Consider the following 20,929-nt stretch of genomic DNA (forward strand, 5'->3'; position numbering starts at 1 on the left):
TAATCACAATGATAAATAAAATATAAACTTCTTGTTTTACAATTTATTAGTGTAAATTTAAACTTAAACACAACACCACCATTTCACAGATTATAATTAAAAATCATATATTTAAATTAAAAAATTCAACTATATCTTGTATTTATATCACCAATAAAAAGTTTAAAAATTATGTTCTATTTGTATCTTTTTGTATTCTTATTGATAATAATAACGATTCTTATTTACTAATTTCTATTCTTATGGACAATCTACGTAAACAAACGGCATTAAACATTGCAATAAAATCAATTCTTATTTGCAGTGCTATTTCCCATAGTGCTTTTGCGCAAGAGCAAAAAAGTAATGAAGCGAATACTTCGGTACTCCCCACCATTACAGTTAAAGCAGATGCTCAGGATGAAAAAACTGAGGGAAGCGGAAGTTTTAAAGCAAAATCCTCAAGAAGCTCATCAAAATTAAAATTATCTTTAAAAGAAACACCACAATCTGTAAGCGTCGTCACCCGTGAACAAATTGAACAACGCGGGCTGACCATTCTGGATGATGTTCTTACCGCAACACCAGGCGTTACCGCGACTAAAAATGACAGTGAACGTTCTAACTACTATTCCCGTGGTTTTCAAATTACCAATAGGCAAATTGATGGTATGCCTGTAGGAGACAATGCTCCCCGCTTTGATAGTTTTTTCTTTGACCGAGTTGAAGTGATCAAAGGTGCTTCTGGCTTAACTGGTTCTACAGGCAGCCCTTCTGCAACCATCAATATGGTACGTAAGCGTCCTGAAAAAGAGTTTAAGGGCAATGTCAGCTCAACTTATGGCTCATGGGACAATACCCGTGTAGAAGCCGATGTATCCATTCCACTGACTCAAGATGGCAGTGTTCGAAGTCGATTCATGGCAGCGTATACCGATAAAGAGTCCTATATGGATCGTTATAAGCTCAAGTCCACAGCCGCAATGGGGATTATCAGTGCAGATTTAACCCCAACAACAACAGCCTCAGTCGGGTTTCAATATCAAGACAATGATCCTAAAGGCTCAACGTGGGGTACAGTGCCTTATTTTAATGCTGATGGAAGCAAAGCAAATTTTCCGCGAAACTTTAGTTTATCTGCGGACTGGAGTTCAATTGCCAATACTGATAAAACCGTTTTTGCTGATATTGAACATACTTTTGCCAATGACTGGCTGGTTAAAGCAGCGATTGCCCACAGCACCTCGGATAATAGTTGGATGGTGGCTTATGGTGGTAGTGGCTTTCCAGACCCAAGCACAGGAAAAGGGCTGAGTCTATGGACCAGTGTTAGCCCTTATGCTGAAAGTAAAAAACTCAATATTGATTTGTATGCCACAGGACCATTTCAGTTGTTAAATCGCCAACATGATTTAATCATTGGTTATAGTGGTTTTAAAAGTGAAAATACCTCATTGAGTGTAAAAAGCAATCTCGAGTATCCAGCAGCTATACCTGATTATCGTAATTGGACAGGTAATATTCCAAAACCAACCTATGAGAAAACTGGAGCTGGAAATACCAATACCACAGAGCTTTACGGGGTATATTCAACTTTACGTTTAAATTTAGCTGACCCGCTTAAGTTAATTTTGGGCGCACGTTATAGCTCGTATGACTATAAAGTTGACAAGTGGGATCCTAATGCCCCGGTTTCTCCTACAAAGCCACGTAACTTTGATCAATTGGTGCCTTATGCGGGGATTTTGTACGATATTAATGATACTTATACAGCCTACACCAGTTATACCAATGTATTTAATCCGTCCACTAGACGAGATCGTTTCGGCGATTATCTAGATCCTGAAATGGGAAGCACCACTGAGCTAGGGATTAAAGCGGATCTATTGGATGGTAAGTTATTGACCAGTGCTGCTCTATTTTGGTCAAGTGTCAAAGACCTTGCGGTAGAAGATGTTGAATATCGTGATGGTGTAAAAAATGGCACTATTCCAAAAGTAGATGAGATGGATACTGCATATATGTCATCGGGCAAAGGACTTAAAGTCAATGGTATTGAGTTAGAAGCCATTGGAAAGTTACAGGAAAATTGGAATCTTAGCTTCGGCTATACCTATGTAAATAGCGTAAGTTCTGCAAACGCCAATGCTTTAAGCAATATTCCTCAAAACCAAGTAAAGTTATTTAGTAGTATTACTCTTCCAGAAAATCTTTGGACAGGTTCAGAAAAGCTAACATTAGGTGGTGGATTGAATTGGCAAAGTGAAATTTCACAAAAATGGGGGGGAGCTCCTGCAAATGCCTATAACGGTGGTGTAGTCACACAAAAGGCCTATGTATTGGCCAATGCTTTTGCCAGTTATAAGTTAAGTGATGAGCTGACTGCAAGTGTGAATATCAATAACTTATTTGATGAAAAATACTATTTAAATGTAGGTTTCTATAATGGTGTTTATTGGGGAGAACCACGTAATGTAACTTTCACCTTAAGAGCTAAATTTTAATAAAATATAAAGCCAAGCATGAGCGTATAATTAAAAGCGCTCATGCTTGCAAGTATTCTCAGCAATGCTTTGGCTGAATTGAATGGATCATAATGAATTAATGGCTAATGATAGAATCAGTCCACCCACTAAAAGGATTTTCAAACTCTTGCCATTTTTCTGCGCCTAACGCCATTTCATCATCGTTTAATAAACAAGCATCAAATTGACGAATAAGTTCAGATTGATCCATCTGCATCCCAATCAACACGATTTCTTGTCGTGCATCACCAGTTTGAGCATCCCAGCTTTGTTGAATTGCGTCTCGACTTTGTTGATCTGTAGGCCAATGTTCATCTGGCACTGCTGCCCACCAATATCCAGCAACGCCATGGCGTGCCATCGCCCCTGCTTGTGACCAAGATCCAGCAAACTCGGGATTTGAGGCTAACCAAAAAAAGCCTTTGGAACGAATCACGCCTTTCCATTCGGAGTTGATAAAATCAAAAAACCGTTTGGGGTGAAATGGTCTGCGCGCTCGATAAACAAAATTATTGATTCCATATTGCTCTGTTTCAGACGTATGCTCACCTCTTAATTCCTTTAACCAACCTGGAGCTTGTGCCGCTTCGTTAAAATCAAACAGCTGGGTATTTAACACTCGATCAAGATTCACCTTGCCAAACGCAGAAACTTCAATTTTTGCTCTTGGGTTTAAAGACTGCAAAATGCCAAATAATTTTTCCAGCTCGTCTTGATCAATCAAATCTGTTTTATTCAATACAATCACGTCACAAAACTCAATTTGATCAATCAGTAGATCAACAACATTTCGCTCATCTTGTTCACCTAATGATTCACCGCGCGCTTGTAAGCTATCCAGCGAACTATAATCTTTTAAAAAGTTATAAGCATCGACCACAGTCACCATTGTATCTAAGCGGGCAAACTCATTGAGAGAATTCCCATTTTCATCTTCAAAAGTAAACGTTTCTGCAACAGGGAGTGGTTCAGAGATCCCTGTAGATTCAATCACCAATTGATCAAAACGCTGATCCTGTGCTAAACGACGCACTTCAACCAGTAAGTCTTCTCTTAAGGTACAGCAGATACAACCATTACTCATTTCAACTAACTTTTCATCCGTTCTTGAAAGCTCAGCACCGCCCTCTCGAACTAAAGCGGCATCAATATTGACCTCCGACATATCATTCACAATCACTGCAATTTTTCGGCCTTCACGATTGTTTAAGATATGATTGAGTAAGGTGGTCTTTCCAGCCCCTAAGAATCCAGAAAGCACGGTGACGGGAAGTTTTTGCGGAGTGGCTAAAAGAGTATTCATTGGCATTCTCACTTTATATTTTTGTGTTTTCATATCGAGATCAACATGAAAATACTGACTGAATAACTCCAAACAGATCACTTTAGAGTTAAATTTTAGCTGTGCTTGCACATACATTTTCAATGCTGCAATTTGATGATTCGGTTTTAATCATTCGGTGATGATTACAGCGTTTATTAAATTGCTATAAATCTAAGCTGAGGATTGAAAAACATCAGGATTTAGATTGTTTAATGGTGGATAAACATGTATCGCTTGAATTTCTCGTATTAAAAGTTGTCTGATGTCACGGATGAAATTTGACTTCATGGCGATTCACTCACTTTTTTATTGTTGCCAATTAAAGCGTTATTGATACATGGTGATGAGCTATAGCGATGGTCTGCCCCCCAAGTACGAAAACCTGCACTATCAATATGAATCTGTCCTGATGCGTAGACGCCTAAGCCCATTTGAAGTTCCTCACCAGAATCCAGCCAAAATTGGCATAATTTTGCTTTGCGCTCTTGAATCATCAGCTGTTGGTTTAAGTCCGGATTTTCATCACCAATACGAAAATCTAATGCGGCATTAAAAATATGTTTGGAGGAAGGAGCGCCTTTTGCACACTGATTAAGCTTGAAATTTCGATAGACAGAAGTCACGCTAAACTGGGTTAAAATTTTTTCATCCACAAGACGATTTAAAATTTTTAATGTTGGCACAATATTGCCCCACAGCTCTTGTGGCGGAACTTCAAATTCAGATGCATCACATTGTTGCCAATCTCTGGCTGTTTGTAAAAATTCAAAAGTAGGAATATAAGCAGAAATACCTTGTTGCTTTAAAAAGCGCTGATAGGCCTGAACGCTTTCAGCATTTTTCGGTTCACTAAGCCATTTTAAATAAGCAGGCGGCAGATTTTTTTCTTGTTTTAAAATACCTTGCTGCTGAGGAAAGTCTGCTTTTAATGGCACTTGTGGTGACGTTTTCTGAACTGTACGCATAGCATGAATTGTATTTGAGTTGTTTTGACTACATGCAGAAAGGCAGAGTATGAATCCGATCAAATATTTTTTGTTCATCTCAATTTGCAATGATCTCATAGCGTAAATTTAACTCAGATGAGTAGTGTTGATTAATATTGTTATGTTATAACATAACAATATGTATTTCAACTTAAGCTATTCCCCCTATGAATCTTGTTCTTCCAGATGTTTCGGCTGAATCCTCACTCACAAGAAACTATTACTACCCACTCGATTGGGTCGGTATGGAAAAAATCGCGCTTCCGCTTTATCTCGAAAATAGTCTTTGCCAAAGCCAAGTGAATGCTTATGTCAGTTTGGATGATGTGTTTGCCAAAGGTATTCATATGTCTCGCTTGTATACCCGACTTTTGAAATTGAGCACGATCAAAAATTTAGCGCTACTTGATATTAAAGACGCTTTATTGGATTTCTTAGCCAGCCATAAAGATTTATCAGCACATGCCAAAATCGAAATTCATAGTGAGCTTTATATCGAGCGCCCTGCCTTAGTCAGCCAATTGTCAGGCTGGAAAAGCTATCCTTTTGTGTTGTCCTGTCAGCTTTTAAAAGATGATTTTTATGCTGAATTAAAAATCGAAATTCCCTATTCATCTACTTGTCCTTGTTCCGCAGCACTAGCCAGAAACATCATTCAACAAAGATTTGCATCCGCATTGGAAAATCATGAGATTCAGTTAGACCCACAAGAAATCCTCAGTTGGCTAAATAGCACAGATGCAATTGCAGCAACGCCTCACAGCCAAAGAAGTTTTGCTCAGTTAAATTTCAAATTAGATCAAAACATTCAGTATATCCCACTGATTTTATTTATTAATCAGGCTGAGCAAGCCTTGATGACACCCGTACAAACGGCGGTAAAACGTATCGACGAACAAGCGTTTGCTGTTGCGAATGGTCAAAACCTGATGTTTTGTGAAGATGCATTAAGACGCTTGTATGCCACATTTATCCATCATCCCAGCATTCTAGGCTTTAACTTTAAAGTGATTCATGCGGAAAGTTTACATGCTCATGACGCAGTTGCTCAGGGCGCTTGGCAATGGTAATGCCTTATCTTAACCCCCCTCATTGTTTAACTTATTTAAAATGGTCTAGTCATGCTTAGAAAAAACCCATCTGGTGATCTCCCGGTTATCGATCAATCAGCCTATGTTGACCAAACAGCGATTATTTGCGGAAAAGTCATTGTCCATGCCAATGTATTTATTGGGCCTTATGCAGTGATCAGAGCAGATGAAACCAATGACGCGGGTGATATGGAGCCCATCATTATTGGTGCAAATTCCAATATTCAAGATGGAGTGGTGATTCATTCCAAAGCTGGGGCAGCAGTGATCATTGGTGAAAATTCTTCAATCGCACATCGCTCTATTATTCATGGTCCCTGTGAAATTGGACATCATGTTTTTGTTGGCTTTAACAGTGTGTTATTTAACTGCAAAGTGGGTCATCACAGCGCGATTCGTCACAATGCAGTGGTTGATGGTCGTGATTTACCCGATCATTTTTATGTGCCTGCAATGAGTTATATCAACCCCAAAACTGATTTAAAGCAATTTCCACCCATTGATATTTCAATCAGTGAGTTTTCTGAAAGCGTTGTCAGTACCAATATCAAATTGGTTCAAGGGTATAAGGCATTGCACAATGAGTTTTAAAAATTCGCCCAATCTTATTATTCGTAATGCCAATATTGTCAATGAAGGCAAGCAGTATTATTCCGATGTACTGATTCGACATGGTCGGATTGAAAAGATTCATCCCAATATTACAGGGGCTTATCATGCGAAAAATATAGATGCTGAAGGTTCGTGGTTAATTCCTGGCATGATTGATGACCAAGTTCATTTTAGAGATCCCGGCGCAGCACATAAAGGCAATATTGCTTCGGAATCAATGGCTGCAACAATTGGTGGAATCACCAGCTATATGGATATGCCAAACACCAATCCAGCCACCTTAACTCTAGACGCTTTGACCCAGAAAAAGCAGATTGCAAAACGACATAGTCGGGCCAATTATGCTTTCCATTTTGGAGTTAGTGCGCATAATTTAAATATTATTGAACAGCTTGATCCTAAATCAATCAGTGGTGTTAAAGTTTTTATGGGCGCTTCTACGGGTAATATGCTCGTCGATGATCCTAAAGTTTTGGAACGCTTATTTGCAAATGTTCCAACGGTTTTATTGACTCATTGCGAGTTTACCCCTGCCATTAAAGCCGAAGAAAATTTCTATTTTCAAAAATATGGGGAAAATATTCCAGCAGAAATTCATGCGCAGATTAGAAATAAACATGTCTGCTTTGAAAGCTCAAAATTGGCTGTATCTTTGGCCGAGAAATATGCCACACAGTTGCATGTTTTACATATCACCACCGCGAAAGAACTGTGTTTGTTTAAAAACCTGCCTTTAAATCGAAAACATATCACAGCAGAAGTGTGTACCCATCATCTCAGTTTTGATGATGCTGATTATGCTACTTTGGGCCACTTAATTAAATGTAATCCCGCGATTAAAACCCAGCAAGATAAAGATGCTTTGATTAATGCCCTTGCGAATAGCAATCGCTTGGATATTATTGGTACTGACCACGCCCCACATACTTGGGATGAAAAACACCAGTCATATTTTTATGCCCCTTCTGGCCTGCCTTTAGTACAACATGCGTTACCTGCACTGATGGAGCTGGTTGCAGCAGGTAAACTAAGTATTGAAACACTGGTTCAAAAAACTGCACATCAAGTGGCAGACTTATTTAGGATCAAAGACCGTGGTTATATTCGAGAAGGTTACTGGGCTGATTTAGTGATCCTTCGAGAAAATCAACAGCACATTGCAGTGAAAGATCAAAAAAACTATATGAAATGCAATTGGACACCATTTATGCATAAAACATTTGCTTATGAGGTCAGCACCACAATTGTTTCGGGGCAACTTGCTTGGCATCAACAACAGCTGTTTTTGAATTGTCAGGGACAACAACTTGAAATTAATCGTTAAAATTGCACGTAACAAATAAATGGTATGAATTTATTGCAAACTATTGATATTTAAATGGATCATTATTTAATTTCAATATAGCTCATCACAACAAATGTTTAATGATTTTGATTCAATGGGAGAATTTCCACCGAAAGGACTCACAATATTCGTTTAAACCTGATTGACCTCAGCTTTAACGTTATTTTTCATCTTGCTTTTACCCGACCATAAGTCTAAAGTTAACTTTAATGTAAAGTGGAAGTCAGTAAAATGAACATTAGCGAGTTATCCAAACAAAGTGGTTTGAGTACCCCAACGATTCGTTATTATGAACAAATTAAACTACTTCCCAAGGCAAAACGTAAATCTAATGGTTATCGTGAATATAGCGACAATGACCTCAAACAATTATTTTTAATTCAGCAAGCGCAACAAGTTGGATTTTCATTGGCTGAAATCAAAGCCTTTCTACCGTCAAATGTAGGCAAGTGGGATCATGATATTCTGATTGGACTACTCGAAAGTAAAATCAAAGACATTGAAGATCTAGAACAAAAGTTGTTGATCAGTAAGCAAAACCTACGCAGCATGATCACTGCAATCAATAGTAAGCCTGACGAAATCACCTGTGAAGAAAACGCCAACCGTTTACTGAATCTTTATTATGCCAATGATAAATGTTAAAAATTCCCATGTTATCGGAAAATCATAAAAGCGATTGAGCTTAAATCTCACTTTAAGCTCAGAATTGTGCATAAATCATTGATAAATTATCTATGATGCTCAAACATTGAAGTCGTCAAAACTGCTTGATCAGTATTCTCATCATTACTTTAATCGGTGATCATCCCTAAGCATCAGGGAAATCCTCTTTGAGCCACAGCCGCAGTACAGTCTGTCAGATCTAATCCAACATCTGAACAAAGCACTGTACTTAAGCTGAATGTGAATACTCACGCATACGTTTTTTATACTGACGTGTGCGGCATGTCGTTTCTGTCTGTTGTAATATCAAGGCCCATAAAGGTGAAACCTTAGGATTCGATTTTTTCCCATGACTGAGTTTCTGTAACTGGAATTTGACTGTTGCCATATTGGCAAGTGAAGCTAAGGTTTTATTTTCCCAGTGAATCGGTTTCAATTCAGGTGCGATATTCTGACCTTGTTTCCATTCGTTGGGTAAGTTAGGGTCGATTGCTAAGGCGGTTGCAATCCCCACCATATCGATCCCACTGTCAATGACTTGTTCTGCAACAGGTTTACGGCGAATACCACCAGTCACCATAATCGGCATATGGGCAACCTTGCCAATCTCTTGAGCAAACTCTAAGAAATAAGCTTCACGCGCCAAAGTCCGACCATCTCTAGCTTGGCCTTGCATAGCTGGTGCCTCATAACTCCCCCCTGACAATTCAACCAAATCAACCGACAAATCATTTAACATTTTAACCACTTGCTGCGCATCCTCAGCACTAAAACCACCACGTTGGAAATCGGCCGAATTCAGTTTAACAGCAACTGTAAATGTTGATGACACCACTGCACGTACTGCTTTGACAATCTCAATCAAAATACGTGCACGATTTTCCAATGAACCGCCCCATTGATCTTGACGTTGATTGCTTAAAGGCGAAAGGAACTGACTGAGTAGATAGCCATGAGCTGCATGAATTTCTACACCAGTAAATCCCGCCTTTTCACCTAAACGTGCGGTATTGGCAAAACGTTGAATCACTTCGTCAATCATGGCTTGAGTCATTTCAATTGGAGTATTAAAACGATCTGACATTTTACCTAAATCTAAAGCCACAGCAGAAGGTGCCCACGTTGGCTGACCTAAATTTGACTGCATTTGGCGACCTGGATGGTTGATCTGCAACCATGCTTGCGCGCCTTGAGAACGTGCGATTTTCGCCCAACGCTTGAAATGCGCTAAATGCTGTTCATCTTCCAAGACCACCCCACCCGGTCCTGTCATCGCACGACGATCCACCATCACATTACCTGTAATGATTAAACCAACACCACCATCTGCCCATGCCTGATACAAACGCATGAGCTCTTCTGATGGTGCATGATTGAGATCTGCCATATTCTCTTCCATCGCAGCTTTTGCAATACGATTTGGAATCTGAGTACCATTGGGTAAAACTAATTTTTCAAAGACGTTCATTTTTATAGCCTCATAGCGTATGGAGTTACTTTAAGATTAAAGCTCACTTCAATGTCAATCCTTTTTTCGCATTTAATTTTTATTATTTTAAGAACTAATTTTATTCAAAGACTTACATCAGAAAAAAATGATATTTGATCACCTTTCGGCCCCCCAATAACTTCTTTACATGATTTAAACCATTACAGGTTTTCTGTTCAAAGCTTCAACGACAACCCAAACTATTTTTTTATTAAGATAAAAATGAATATAAAAAGCCAAGACTGGTTTAAAGATCTTGGCTTTAAAATGTTGCAATGGGAGTTAGGCGATACGATATTTTGCCTCTTCAGGAATACGCTGTAATGCCTGACGCTGTTTTTTGAAATAAGGTAAAACATGTTCGCCAAGGCGATAGGCTTCTTCTAAATGTGGATAGCCCGCCAAGAAAAACAGATCAATCCCAATACTGTTATATTCTTGAATCCGCTCGATAATCTGCGAATAGCTTCCCACTAAAGCAACACCTGGTGGAATACCAATATAGCCAAAGCCTGACCAAACATTGGGATGAATAAAGAAATCATCGACGTTTTTACTGCCTGCTTTTTCACTATATTCTTTTTCAAAACTCAATACGCGTGCCGATCTCAAACCTGCATGTGCAGCAGACGCATGTAAGCGTTGTTTTTCAGCAGCTTCATCCAAATAACGTTGTGCCTCTGCCAACGCTTCTTGTTCACTACGGCGTGCAATCGTATCAATGGATAAGCCGAATTTAATATTATCCCGCCCATATCTCGCAGCACGTTTGTGCACATCTGCAATCAATTCAGCAATTTCACTGGGTTTTTCAGCACGCATTAAATAATAATCAGCATGCTTCGCACCAAACTCACGGGCAGCTTCAGACGATCCTGCAGTACAAATGATCGGTAGTTCAGCTTTATTCAGAGGGTATTTTAAACCACCGCCTTCAGCAGAATAATATTTACCCTGGTAATGGAATGATTCATTATACCAATAGCCTTTCACCACATCTAAAAATTCAGTCGCACGGATATAACGGTCATCGTGCGGAGTAGCATCCCCAACTTGGCGCTGAATAACTTCAGAGCCACCGTTGATAATATTCCAAACCAACCGATTCCCTGTGGCACGCTGATACGTTGCTGCACTTTGTACTGCATTATAAGGACTAAAATGATAAGGCTGGAATGCAGTCACAAAGTTTAACCGCTTGGTTTCTCTTGCCAATAAGGAACACACTGTCCATGGTTCTTCACCTGTAGGTGCATTCACCATCAGTGCGCCTGCAAAACCATTGATTTCAGCCGCACGAGCCACTTGGCTAAGATAGTCGATATAGCTAAAGTCATCACCAACTTGGTAATTTGATGTCGCACCAGTATTGTCTACACCCGCGACACGTGACCAATCACCACGATTGCGTGGATCGCCTGCTAAGTACTCTGCTTCACCATGCAGTGGTAGACGGGTAAAAAATTCAATTCCCATGATGTTCTCCTTATAACTTAGAATTTAGCAGTCAGAGAAACACCAACTTGACGTGGGTTTCCATAAGTTAAAACATATTGTCCGGCGGGCCCATTTGGACGGCCATGTACTTGATATTCTTCATTCAATAGGTTTTTAACGTAAGCATTGACTTGGTATTTGTTATTTGCGCTATGGTAGCCAACATTGGCATTCCATAAGGTATATGCTTTTTGGCTTAAGATTGGATCTACCGAATAGTCTTGACGGTTTACGAGGAAAAATTCACGGTCACGATAGCTGGCATCTGTACCTACAACAACACGAGCACCATCATTGAGATTAAAGGTATATTCTCCACCCAGACCGACAGTGTATTTTGGCGAACGGACTAAACTGTTGCCTGTATTATCTGCATTAACCACATTGGTTACTGGGTTTTTATCGACGAAATCGGTATATTCGCTGTCAAGATAAGCACCAGCAAAACGTAAACGTAGATTTTCAGTCACTGAATAATCTAATTCTAATTCAGCGCCTTTAACTTCAGCTTTTGGTCCATTGGCGAGAACCGAGGTCACCCCTCCACCTTGTCCCTCTGTTGCAACCAGTAAATTGGTTTGAATATCTTTATAGTCATAATAAAAAATATTGGCATTTGCGATTAAATCTCCGTCCAATAACGTAGACTTTAAACCAAGTTCATAACTATTTAAGTATTCAGGATTCACGTCGGCAAGTTGGGTTAAGCTGCTGGATAAACCTGTGTTAAATCCACCTGAACGGAAACCGCGTGCGAATCTAAAATAAGTATTTAAATTAGGGTTAATTTCATATTCTGGCGTGATGTCATAGGTCAACTCATTCCAAGTTTTATTGCGACTTGTTGACCCATTTGCATTTGGGGTTGGGTTATAAACAGCATTGCTATAGCCATCTTTTTTCCACCAACTGCCTTTTGTATAGTCTCCCGTTGTGATCTGAGTCAGATTGAGATCAATATCTTTTTCTTCACTGGTCCAACGTAAACCACCTGTCACTTTAAATTTATCTGTAAATTTATAGGTACTGTTACCAAAAAGTGCAAAGCTTTGAGTGGCTTGATTATAGGTTATATCTCTAAATGCTGGCGTAGACGCAGTTTGAGAAGCAGCGCCATTTGGCAATGTTTTATTGACACGTGCACTGACTCCAGTGGAATCTAAATCCTCATTGAAATAATGAAATCCTGCAATCCAGCTTAAGCGTTTTTCAGCATCAGAAGTGATGCGAAACTCTTGGCTATATTGACGCCATTCATTATCACTATAGCTTCGTGCGACATCATAAGGGGTGTAATCACCATCTGAAATCGACTTTTGTGTGGTCTTATCAAAGGCAGTAATCGAAGTAAAGCTATATCCGCCCCCCAAATCTCCAGTTAAGGTTAATGATGCGCCATCATGCTGAATCTTATTGTTTTCATCTAGATCTAAATTGGTGTCTCGTCCTTTAGGTCTTTCATAAATACCCCAGTATTTACCCACGCTTAAGGAACCATTACTGCCTAAGCCATTATAAGTTTGGCTGTGTAGATTGACCAAGGCATCCCATTCATCATTGATTTTGCCTAGCACTTGGAAGCGAAAAGATTTTTTATCCACATTGCCATAATCTTCACCATTGGCAATATTCTTTGCATATCCGTCACGGTCTTCAGAGTAAAAAGCCCCGCGCACCGCAACATTTTCCGAAATTTTGCCGTTTGCAGCACCTTCAAATGTTCGTAGGTTATGATCCCCTAAACCAATAGTTGCATATCCATTGGGTTTATCTGAAAAAGTAGGCTTTTTAGAAATATAATTGACTGCACCCGCAGTGGTGTTTTTCCCATAGAGCGTACCTTGTGGACCACGTAAAACTTCTATACGCTCTAAATCAAACAAGTCACCTGCACCTGCAACTGGCGCATTTAAATAAACCCCATCTGCATACACGCCAACAGGAAATACTGTCGATGCAGCTACATCTCCCGTACCTAGACCACGAATATACCAACGTGGACGACTATCCCCATCTGGGTTTTCAGCTGCAGCATTTGGTGTATAGGTTAAAACATCCCCAATAAAAGTAGAACCTTTCGCAGCCAAGTCCTTACCCGAAACAGCAGTAATTGCAGTTGGAACTTTTTGAATATTTTGCGCCCGATATTGTGCAGTGACGATCACATCACTTAATTTTTTGACATCTTTGGCTTTTTCAACCTGTGCTTGTTGTGCTGGTGTAGTCTCGATCTCATCATTTGCAATAGCCAGTGTTGAAACACTCGCCGTTACGCCCCACATAGCAGTTAAAATACTCTGCCTAATTTTTGTAACCTTAAACATGCTGACTCCATTTAAATAAATCTATTCTTGTTATTGGCAACTTTTGTGCCATTCTATTTATTTAAATATTTTCAAAGTGTTATATAAAAAAACCATAAAAAACTTAGCTATTTTTGCTGATAGATAGACATTTTTAATTGTCGTATTGTTGTTATTTCAACATTTTGCTGTTTTTAATTATATCTACTAAAAATCAATTTATAAAAAGCCATACAAAAGTATGGCTATTGGTTAAATCAAAAGAAAATAAAAATCTGTTTAATTTAGAATTTATAGCTAAATTGTCCTTGTACCGTCAATGGGCGCATTGGCTGTAAAAACTCGCTATTTGCACCAGCTAAACCATTTACGAAATTACGCTCATTGGTCAAATTAAGAATATTTAAGCCCACTGTCCACTGCGGTTGACGATAATAAAGTCCCAAATCTAAATTATAATTATTGGGTACCTTTACGGTCTGACTTAGATTGGTATACCAGTTACTTGTCCACCAGCCCGATAAGTTTAGTCCAAAACCTGACTGGTGCTGATAGTCCACATAAGCACTTGCAGAATATTTAGGAATGCCTGCTGCATCATAACGTCCTGCTTTGCGTTGGTTTAAAGCATTGCTATCGCCCCATACCGTCGCATTGTCTGCATGGAAACCAAAAGGTGAAAAACCAGCCGGAATAATGGAAGAATATTCAGCATTGAGATAGGTTAAGTTTGCCCCGATCGCGATATTTTTTTGTAGCTGCCAACGTAATGATGATTCAAGGCCTTTGATTTCAAAACGCGCCATATTGCCATTGGTATCAGGTGATAAATCGCGCTTCTGTTCAAAACCACTGAGCGTTAACAGAAGTTGATCAGTGATCGGCTCGTATTTCACTCCCACTTCTTTTAATTCACTTTGGCTGTCAAAAGCCAAAGGATTTAGCTGATTTCCAGCGCCCCAAATTAAAAATGGACCAAATACACCCGTATTCAAAGCTGTACTTTTATCATAAGTAAAATATAGGGTACTTTTTTCAGTAGGTTTAATAAAGGTACTGGCTTGATAGCTAAGCAAACTATATGTATTGGAATCTGAGCGGACATCTGTAGGGACTAAAACCAGTGGATTCTCTAATTTTGCTTTTATAGAACTGTGGTTAATTCCCAGATTAATCCCAAAAACATCATTAAAAGTAAAATTTTGCTGTGTAAATACGCTGTAAGTATCCCAAAAGCCTGTTCCTGTATAAACTGCACCACCTCCATTGGGAGGAAAACCGCCTTTTTCAGCATATAAGCCATGACCCACAGGGTACATTCGAGGCAAATTTAAATAGCCGAAATACTGCGAATACTGTGGAACACCAGCCTGCCCAATCCAACTTCCAGTCGAACCGCCATGATTGACCAATCCCAATAAATCTCCAGGGTTTTTCTGTGATGGATCATTGGTTAAATCATAAGGATTGATATTAAAACTATTGTTTGCTGCGAGAGAGGTAAATTTCTCATGCCGATAAGCGCCACCTGTACTGCTTTTATTGTTGATTTTGACACCCAATAGCTCAAAGTCATGATCGCCTAAAAACTCTAAGCGGTTGTCCAATAATTCATGGTCCAAATCGGTAAAGAAACTCCCAACGGAGTCACCCAAATCACGACTCTTTTGATATAGCGTACTATTGGCCACAGACCAATTTTCATTGATATCTTTGACCAGTTTAAATTGTGTACTAAAACGCTTTGCACTATTTTTATCTTCGCTCCGACCAGAAACATCATCATCTAATTTGACTAAGCCATTGCCTGCGATTGATGGATCATAGACCCAACCTCGAATTGTACCCGCTTGATCAGCAGTGGAACTTGGCAAAGGAGAAGTCTGTACTGGACCTACAGCAATATATTGATTTTTGTCATTCTTCTGCCGAGTTTGCCAACCAATCACTTTAGAGTGAGCTGCACCAGACTCAAAGACTGGAGACCAAAAGTTTGAACCGTTTTGAATAATCGGGGTCGCTCTGCCTTTATAGTAAAGCCCTTGATCAACGGATTGTTGTGTCGCTCTGTTCCAACCATGCGTCACATTAAAATCTGAATAATCGTCATAACTGATATTCCAGTCAACCCGTAGACTGTCATCTGGACGCCAAGCCAAAGCACCATAAAATGCATTAAAATTATTTTTTACATTGTCATAATAGTCATCTGTTCGTTGTGCTGTTGCACTGACTCGAAATGCCAATTCTTTAGAAATAGGTGCGGAATGATCAATACTGACTGAGAAATTAGGCTCAGCACCTTGCCCTGCATAAACTGAACCCACTGATCCCGAAATCGTGGTTTCTGCTTTATTAAAATTCGGTTTTTTGGTGAGATAATTAATATATCCCCCTGAACCTGAGGTCGGTGCAAAAATTACCCCCGTTGGTCCTGCAACAATATCAGCAGCTTCATACGCATTTAAATTAGTCGGATGTCGGGTACTGTATATTCGTTGGCTATCTTGAAAAACTTCGGAATTTTGCCCACGTATCTGTGGCGCGAAATTGGCATTTTGCCCACCTCCTCTGGTGATACTTGGAGCATACTTAACCAAATCATCTGCACTACGAATAACATCTTCACGAAACTGTTGTTCTGATACTTGTGAAACGACACGAGGGGTATCTAATACAGAACTATCCGTCCCATAAATCGTAGTAACTTTACGCTTGGGGAGAATGGTGGTTTTTTTATTTGCTCCTGTCACCACAACATCAGCTAAGGTAATTACATCACCATCAGAATCCTTGGCTTGCTCTGAGGTTTCTTCAGCAAAAATAGCACATGGAAAAATTGCCCCAAATAGCCCTAGCGCAATCACCAGTGGCTTTAATTGAAAGTTCTGTTTCATATCACACTCAGTAAAATACATTTACACTGCGTTACGCAAAGCCTATGCCAATCTTTAAATAGGCAAAACTCAAATATAAAACATTGATTTTTATTACTTTTAAATAACCTTCATTGATATACAACTTTTATTCATGTTTATTTTTTCAACAGAAATGCTGAAAAAGCAACAGTGACAAAAAACACAACGGCTATAATTAATTGATAAATATCAGAAAAATATAAAAAAAGAATTGGCATTCATTGTGCAATCTCCTCTGAATACGTTCTAACTGAGTATTTTTAATGACACATGAAACCTTGTTACTCTCACGTCGAAAATTTTTAACCCAAAGTCTTACTGCACTAGGTGGCGTTTCTTTAATCAGTGGTTTATCTGCTTGTGGACAATCTCCACAACCTAGCGCTGAATTCCAAAGTTCACTTTCCAGTACCCCTAAGCATGGTGGAACAATTCGATTAGGGCTGATTGGTGGACAACAATCAGGTAGCCTTGACCCTCACCTTTCAGCATCAGGAAGTGGGATTACCCGTGGATTTGCGATTTATAATAAGCTCTGGGAATGGGACGAAAACATGCTTCCTCGTCTTGCTTTGGCTGAATTTGCAGAACCTAATCATAATGCCAGCGAATGGACCATACGACTGCGTAAAGGTTTAGAGTTTCATCATGGTAAAACCGTCAGCGCAGATGATGTCATTTTTTCATTGCAACGCTTAACAGATCCAAAGCTTGCCTCACCTTTTCGGAATCTTGTGCAATGGATTGATCGTGATCGTATCCAAAAATTAGATCAATATACAGTACGCATTCCTTTTATTAGTTCAATTGCTGGCTTTGTGGCGCTGCCTGAAACTTGGGTCAATTTTGGCGGTATTGTCCCCACTGATTTTGATCCCATTCATAACCCTGTGGGCGCAGGTCCTTATAAAGTCAAAGAATTTATCCCCGGTCAACGTTCTGTCTTTACTCGGTTTGAAAACTATTTTAAAGCAGATCGGCCTTATGCAGATCGTTTTGAAGTCATTGACTTTAAAGATCAAGTTTCTCGACTAAATGCATTATTGGCAGGACAAATTGATCTTGCAAATGCGATTTCACCTGAATACATTAAAATTTTAGAGCAAGCAAAACATATTCAAACGGTTCGTTCTCAAACCAATACCCACAATAGTTTTGACTTTAATACTCAACAGGCACCATTTAATGATCCCAAAGTCCGCCAAGCATTTCGTTTAATCGCCGATCGTCAAGAGCTGATACAACGGGGTTTAAACGGTCAGGGACGCATCGCCAATGATTTATATTCGCCACAGGATCCAGCATTTCTAAATTTGCCACAACGTCAACAAGACATTACAGAAGCCAAGAACTTATTGGCTCAAGCGGGCTTTAAAGATGGCTTAAGCGTTGAACTGATTACCCCCGTTGGCAACGCCCAACCTGCCCTGATATTTGCAGAACAAGCAAAGAAAGCCAATGTCAGTATTCGGGTCAAACAAGTTGATTTAGCCACATTTAATGGACCTGATCGAAGTAAATGGCAATTCTCCAGTAATGCAACCAACGTGGGTACACCGTATTTATCCACTGCTGTAGTGAATGATGCGCCAATTTCAACAACCAATCGTGTCAACTTTAAAGACCCAGAATATAGTGAGCTGTTTTATAAAGCACTGGCTGAACCCGATTTAGCCAAGCGTAAAGTGTATTTGGCTCAGGCACAAAAAATTCAACATGAACGCGGTGGAATGCTGATTTGGGGTTTTAGCCATAGCATAGATGCTGCATCGAAACAGATTGGAGGATTAGCGGCAGAACACACTATTTTCCCAACGTGGCGTTTTGAGAAATTATGGAACAATCAAGCCTAAAATAAAATTTACAGAGCCTTAACACCATCAAGCGGCTACTGTAGTCAGCGATCTTCTGACTTTTCAAGGACGAAAAGTCAATCCAGTATGGGGCTCTGATGATGCATCCCAACTATTACTGCCCAACACAACGACCTTTATGTTGCTGATCAAAATCGTAATTAACACATTCATTTTAGACACATTCAGTGTATATAAATCATGCTTATATAAATCATGTTTATACAAAGTAATAAAATTTGAACGCTGTTTTAATTTTAACTACTCATATTTTTAGACACTAAAAAAGCTGCCGCAGCAGCTATTTCATTCAGCATCCAAAGACTACTTGGGTACGGTAATCACAGATAATTTTTCTACCCCTACTCGCTCAATACTGGCAAGTAATTTTGCAACTGTTCCATAAGGAATGGTCTCATCGGCATTTAAATTCAAAGCCAATTTAGGGTTGCTGTTTTTACGTGACTGAATCTCTTTTTCAAAACTTGCCAAAGTTACTTTTTCCTTGTCAAGGAAGATTTCTCCTTGCGGATTAACACTAATGACAACCGCTTTATTCTGATCCGTTGACTGCGTCGGTGCAGCCTTGGGTAAATTTACTTTCACGGTATTGGTTAACAGGGGCGCTGTAACGATAAACACGATGAGTAAAACCAGCATCACATCAACCAATGGCGTAATGTTAATTTCACTCACCACATCATCTTCTTGGGAGGTTGAAACGGCCATTATGCAAACACTCCTTTTTCTTTGACTTCTTTACTAGATGCATCATGATTGACTACAGTATTTCCAGTGGTATTTTTTGGCTTAGCGACAGGTAACTGAAAGCCCGCTTTTTGATTTAAACTGACAAAATCAGTGGCAAAATCATCGAGGTCTGCACCGATGGTTTTAACTTTACGTATGAAATAGTTATAAGCCAACACAGCGGGTACCGCCACAGCAATACCAATACCTGTAGCAATCAAGGCCTCACCAATTGGCCCTGCAACCACATCCATACTTGCATTACCTGAATGTGCAATGGCCTGTAAAGCATGAATAATCCCAAACACTGTTCCAAATAGTCCAATGAACGGTGCGTTATTGCCAATCGAAGCCAATAATGCAGAACCTTTTTCCAATTGACGACGTTCAGTTAAAATTTGCTTGCGTAAATGACGCTCTAATAAATCCTGACGACTCCAACTGTTTTGCAAATCTTGATGAGTCTTTTCATCTGCCTCAATCAAGGTTTGAAAACCGGCATTTGCAACACGGGCTGTAGGGCCTTCACCTTGTTGTGATTGAGTCACTGCCTCAGGCAAATTTTTGGCTTTCCAAAAGGCTTCGACAAAGACCTTACTTTGCTTGCTGGCTTTCTGTGTCTGTACCACTTTAACCACGATCAACACCCATGTGACGATGGAGAAAGCAACCAATAACCAGATTGTGCCGTCATGGATCAATGAATTTATGTCTGTCATGTAGATATCCTCTTAATTTAAAATAGTTTATTTCGGTAATTGATAATGAATTGGAACATCAACCCAACCTTCGACAGGTGTTTTACCTTCTAAGGCCGGTGAAAATTTCCATTGCTTTACTGTTCTTACAGCCGCACTGTCTAAAAGTTTTTTGCCGCTACTTTGTTTGACTGTTACGCTATCTGGGCTACCATTTGGCAATACTTTGACCCTTAAAATCACCGAGCCTTCCCAACCACGTTCTAAGGCCTGTTCTGGGTACTCTGCTGCGGGGTTGCTTAGATAACCTGCATAACCCTTGGCTTCTGTCACAGGTAAATTGTCATCAGTAGGCTTCACTGGTTCTGCTGTTTTTGGAGCAGGTTCAGCGCTCAGTTTTTTGCTTACAACAGGTTCCTCAGTTTTTTGAACTGTGTCTTGCGCAATGGGTTTTACAATCGGTTTGGCTTGCTCCACAGTTTTTTGAACAGGTTTCGGCTGTTCGATAGGTTTCGCAATCGGTTTTGGTTTTTCGACCACAGGCGGAATTTTGGGTTTTTGCGTCACTGGTGGAATTTTAGGTTCAATGACTTTAGGTGGTTCCACTGGTTTGACAATTTCAATCACCACGGGTTCTGGCTTTGCAATGTCCAAAGCTGGTGTCGGTAATTGTTTTGCGATATACCAAATACCTAAATGTGCTGCAGCAACCGCAATGATCGCGATCCACAATTTATTCAATTTTGCTGGAGGTGATTGACTCACATCCAAATGATGTCGTGTAAATGGGTCTGATATGCCAGTTGCAGTTGAAGCAGATGCATATTGCCCAAATAGCAACGCCCGCTGATGGGGATTAAATATTCGTTCACTCATGGCAATTTAAACTAAAA

General features: G+C 39.7%; 15 protein-coding genes. 6 read left to right on the forward strand and 9 right to left on the reverse strand.

Annotated elements, in window-relative coordinates; genetic code table 11:
* Positions 1-242 precede the first annotated feature (242 nt).
* Positions 243-2,483 carry a TonB-dependent siderophore receptor gene (locus AC07U8_RS15750; protein ID WP_151802310.1) on the forward strand — a complete coding sequence of 747 codons (2,241 nt, stop codon included), beginning with the start codon at positions 243-245 and terminating at the stop codon, positions 2,481-2,483.
* A 97-nt stretch (positions 2,484-2,580) separates the two neighbouring features.
* Here AC07U8_RS15750 and zigA read toward each other — a convergent pair whose 3' ends face one another.
* Both zigA and AC07U8_RS15760 read right to left on the reverse strand, forming a co-directional pair.
* A complete protein-coding gene (gene zigA, locus AC07U8_RS15755; RefSeq protein WP_494738246.1) occupies positions 2,581-3,807 on the reverse strand; it encodes a zinc metallochaperone GTPase ZigA in 1,227 nt (408 codons plus the stop codon).
* Positions 3,808-4,112: 305 nt separating this feature from the next.
* Positions 4,113-4,871: a D-Ala-D-Ala carboxypeptidase family metallohydrolase gene (locus tag AC07U8_RS15760; RefSeq protein WP_494738247.1), complete on the reverse strand. Its 759-nt coding sequence runs from the start codon at positions 4,869-4,871 to the stop codon at positions 4,113-4,115.
* Positions 4,872-4,981: 110 nt separating this feature from the next.
* Here AC07U8_RS15760 and folE2 point away from each other — a divergent pair, with 110 nt between their 5' ends.
* The 4 genes from folE2 to AC07U8_RS15780 all read left to right on the forward strand — a co-directional run bounded on the left by folE2 (position 4,982) and on the right by AC07U8_RS15780 (position 8,507).
* Positions 4,982-5,884, forward strand: coding sequence for a GTP cyclohydrolase FolE2 (folE2, locus tag AC07U8_RS15765; RefSeq protein ID WP_314340742.1), 903 nt, complete (start codon positions 4,982-4,984; stop codon positions 5,882-5,884).
* A gap of 51 nt (positions 5,885-5,935) precedes the next feature.
* Complete coding sequence (locus tag AC07U8_RS15770; protein ID WP_096734853.1) at positions 5,936-6,496, forward strand: gamma carbonic anhydrase family protein; 561 nt, start codon at positions 5,936-5,938, stop codon at positions 6,494-6,496.
* A complete protein-coding gene (locus AC07U8_RS15775) occupies positions 6,486-7,841 on the forward strand; it encodes a dihydroorotase (RefSeq protein WP_494738248.1) in 1,356 nt (451 codons plus the stop codon). Before AC07U8_RS15770 ends, AC07U8_RS15775 begins: the two co-directional genes overlap by 11 nt.
* Positions 7,842-8,093: 252 nt before the next feature.
* Positions 8,094-8,507, forward strand: a complete 414-nt coding sequence (locus AC07U8_RS15780; RefSeq protein ID WP_004717464.1) for a MerR family transcriptional regulator — start codon at positions 8,094-8,096, stop codon at positions 8,505-8,507.
* A 250-nt stretch (positions 8,508-8,757) separates the two neighbouring features.
* Here AC07U8_RS15780 and AC07U8_RS15785 read toward each other — a convergent pair whose 3' ends face one another.
* From AC07U8_RS15785 to AC07U8_RS15800, 4 genes are all read right to left on the reverse strand, one after another.
* Positions 8,758-9,996: an NADH:flavin oxidoreductase/NADH oxidase family protein gene (locus tag AC07U8_RS15785; protein WP_209827349.1), complete on the reverse strand. Its 1,239-nt coding sequence runs from the start codon at positions 9,994-9,996 to the stop codon at positions 8,758-8,760.
* 303 nt (positions 9,997-10,299) lie between these two features.
* Positions 10,300-11,493, reverse strand: coding sequence for an LLM class flavin-dependent oxidoreductase (locus tag AC07U8_RS15790; protein ID WP_494738249.1), 1,194 nt, complete (start codon positions 11,491-11,493; stop codon positions 10,300-10,302).
* Positions 11,494-11,510: 17 nt separating this feature from the next.
* Positions 11,511-13,838 carry a TonB-dependent receptor gene (locus AC07U8_RS15795; protein ID WP_494738250.1) on the reverse strand — a complete coding sequence of 776 codons (2,328 nt, stop codon included), beginning with the start codon at positions 13,836-13,838 and terminating at the stop codon, positions 11,511-11,513.
* Positions 13,839-14,101: 263 nt separating this feature from the next.
* Entirely contained in the window at positions 14,102-16,714 is a 2,613-nt protein-coding gene (locus tag AC07U8_RS15800) for a TonB-dependent receptor (RefSeq protein ID WP_494738251.1), read from the reverse strand.
* A gap of 284 nt (positions 16,715-16,998) precedes the next feature.
* Here AC07U8_RS15800 and AC07U8_RS15805 point away from each other — a divergent pair, with 284 nt between their 5' ends.
* Positions 16,999-18,588 (forward strand): ABC transporter substrate-binding protein, encoded by a 1,590-nt coding sequence (locus AC07U8_RS15805; RefSeq protein ID WP_494738252.1) that lies wholly within the window; start codon positions 16,999-17,001, stop codon positions 18,586-18,588.
* Between the two features lie 324 nt (positions 18,589-18,912).
* Here the strand turns inward: AC07U8_RS15805 and AC07U8_RS15810 are convergent, their stop codons facing one another.
* From AC07U8_RS15810 to AC07U8_RS15820, 3 genes are read right to left on the reverse strand one after another with little or no spacing between them, the layout of a single operon-like run.
* Positions 18,913-19,317: an ExbD/TolR family protein gene (locus tag AC07U8_RS15810; RefSeq protein ID WP_494738253.1), complete on the reverse strand. Its 405-nt coding sequence runs from the start codon at positions 19,315-19,317 to the stop codon at positions 18,913-18,915.
* Positions 19,317-20,057: a MotA/TolQ/ExbB proton channel family protein gene (locus tag AC07U8_RS15815; protein ID WP_096734860.1), complete on the reverse strand. Its 741-nt coding sequence runs from the start codon at positions 20,055-20,057 to the stop codon at positions 19,317-19,319. Before AC07U8_RS15815 ends, AC07U8_RS15810 begins: the two co-directional genes overlap by 1 nt.
* Before the next feature lie 27 nt (positions 20,058-20,084).
* Positions 20,085-20,912 carry an energy transducer TonB gene (locus AC07U8_RS15820; RefSeq protein ID WP_494738254.1) on the reverse strand — a complete coding sequence of 276 codons (828 nt, stop codon included), beginning with the start codon at positions 20,910-20,912 and terminating at the stop codon, positions 20,085-20,087.
* Positions 20,913-20,929 lie beyond the last annotated feature (17 nt).

This window comes from Acinetobacter sp. GW821-FHT01E09 (assembly GCF_059422385.1).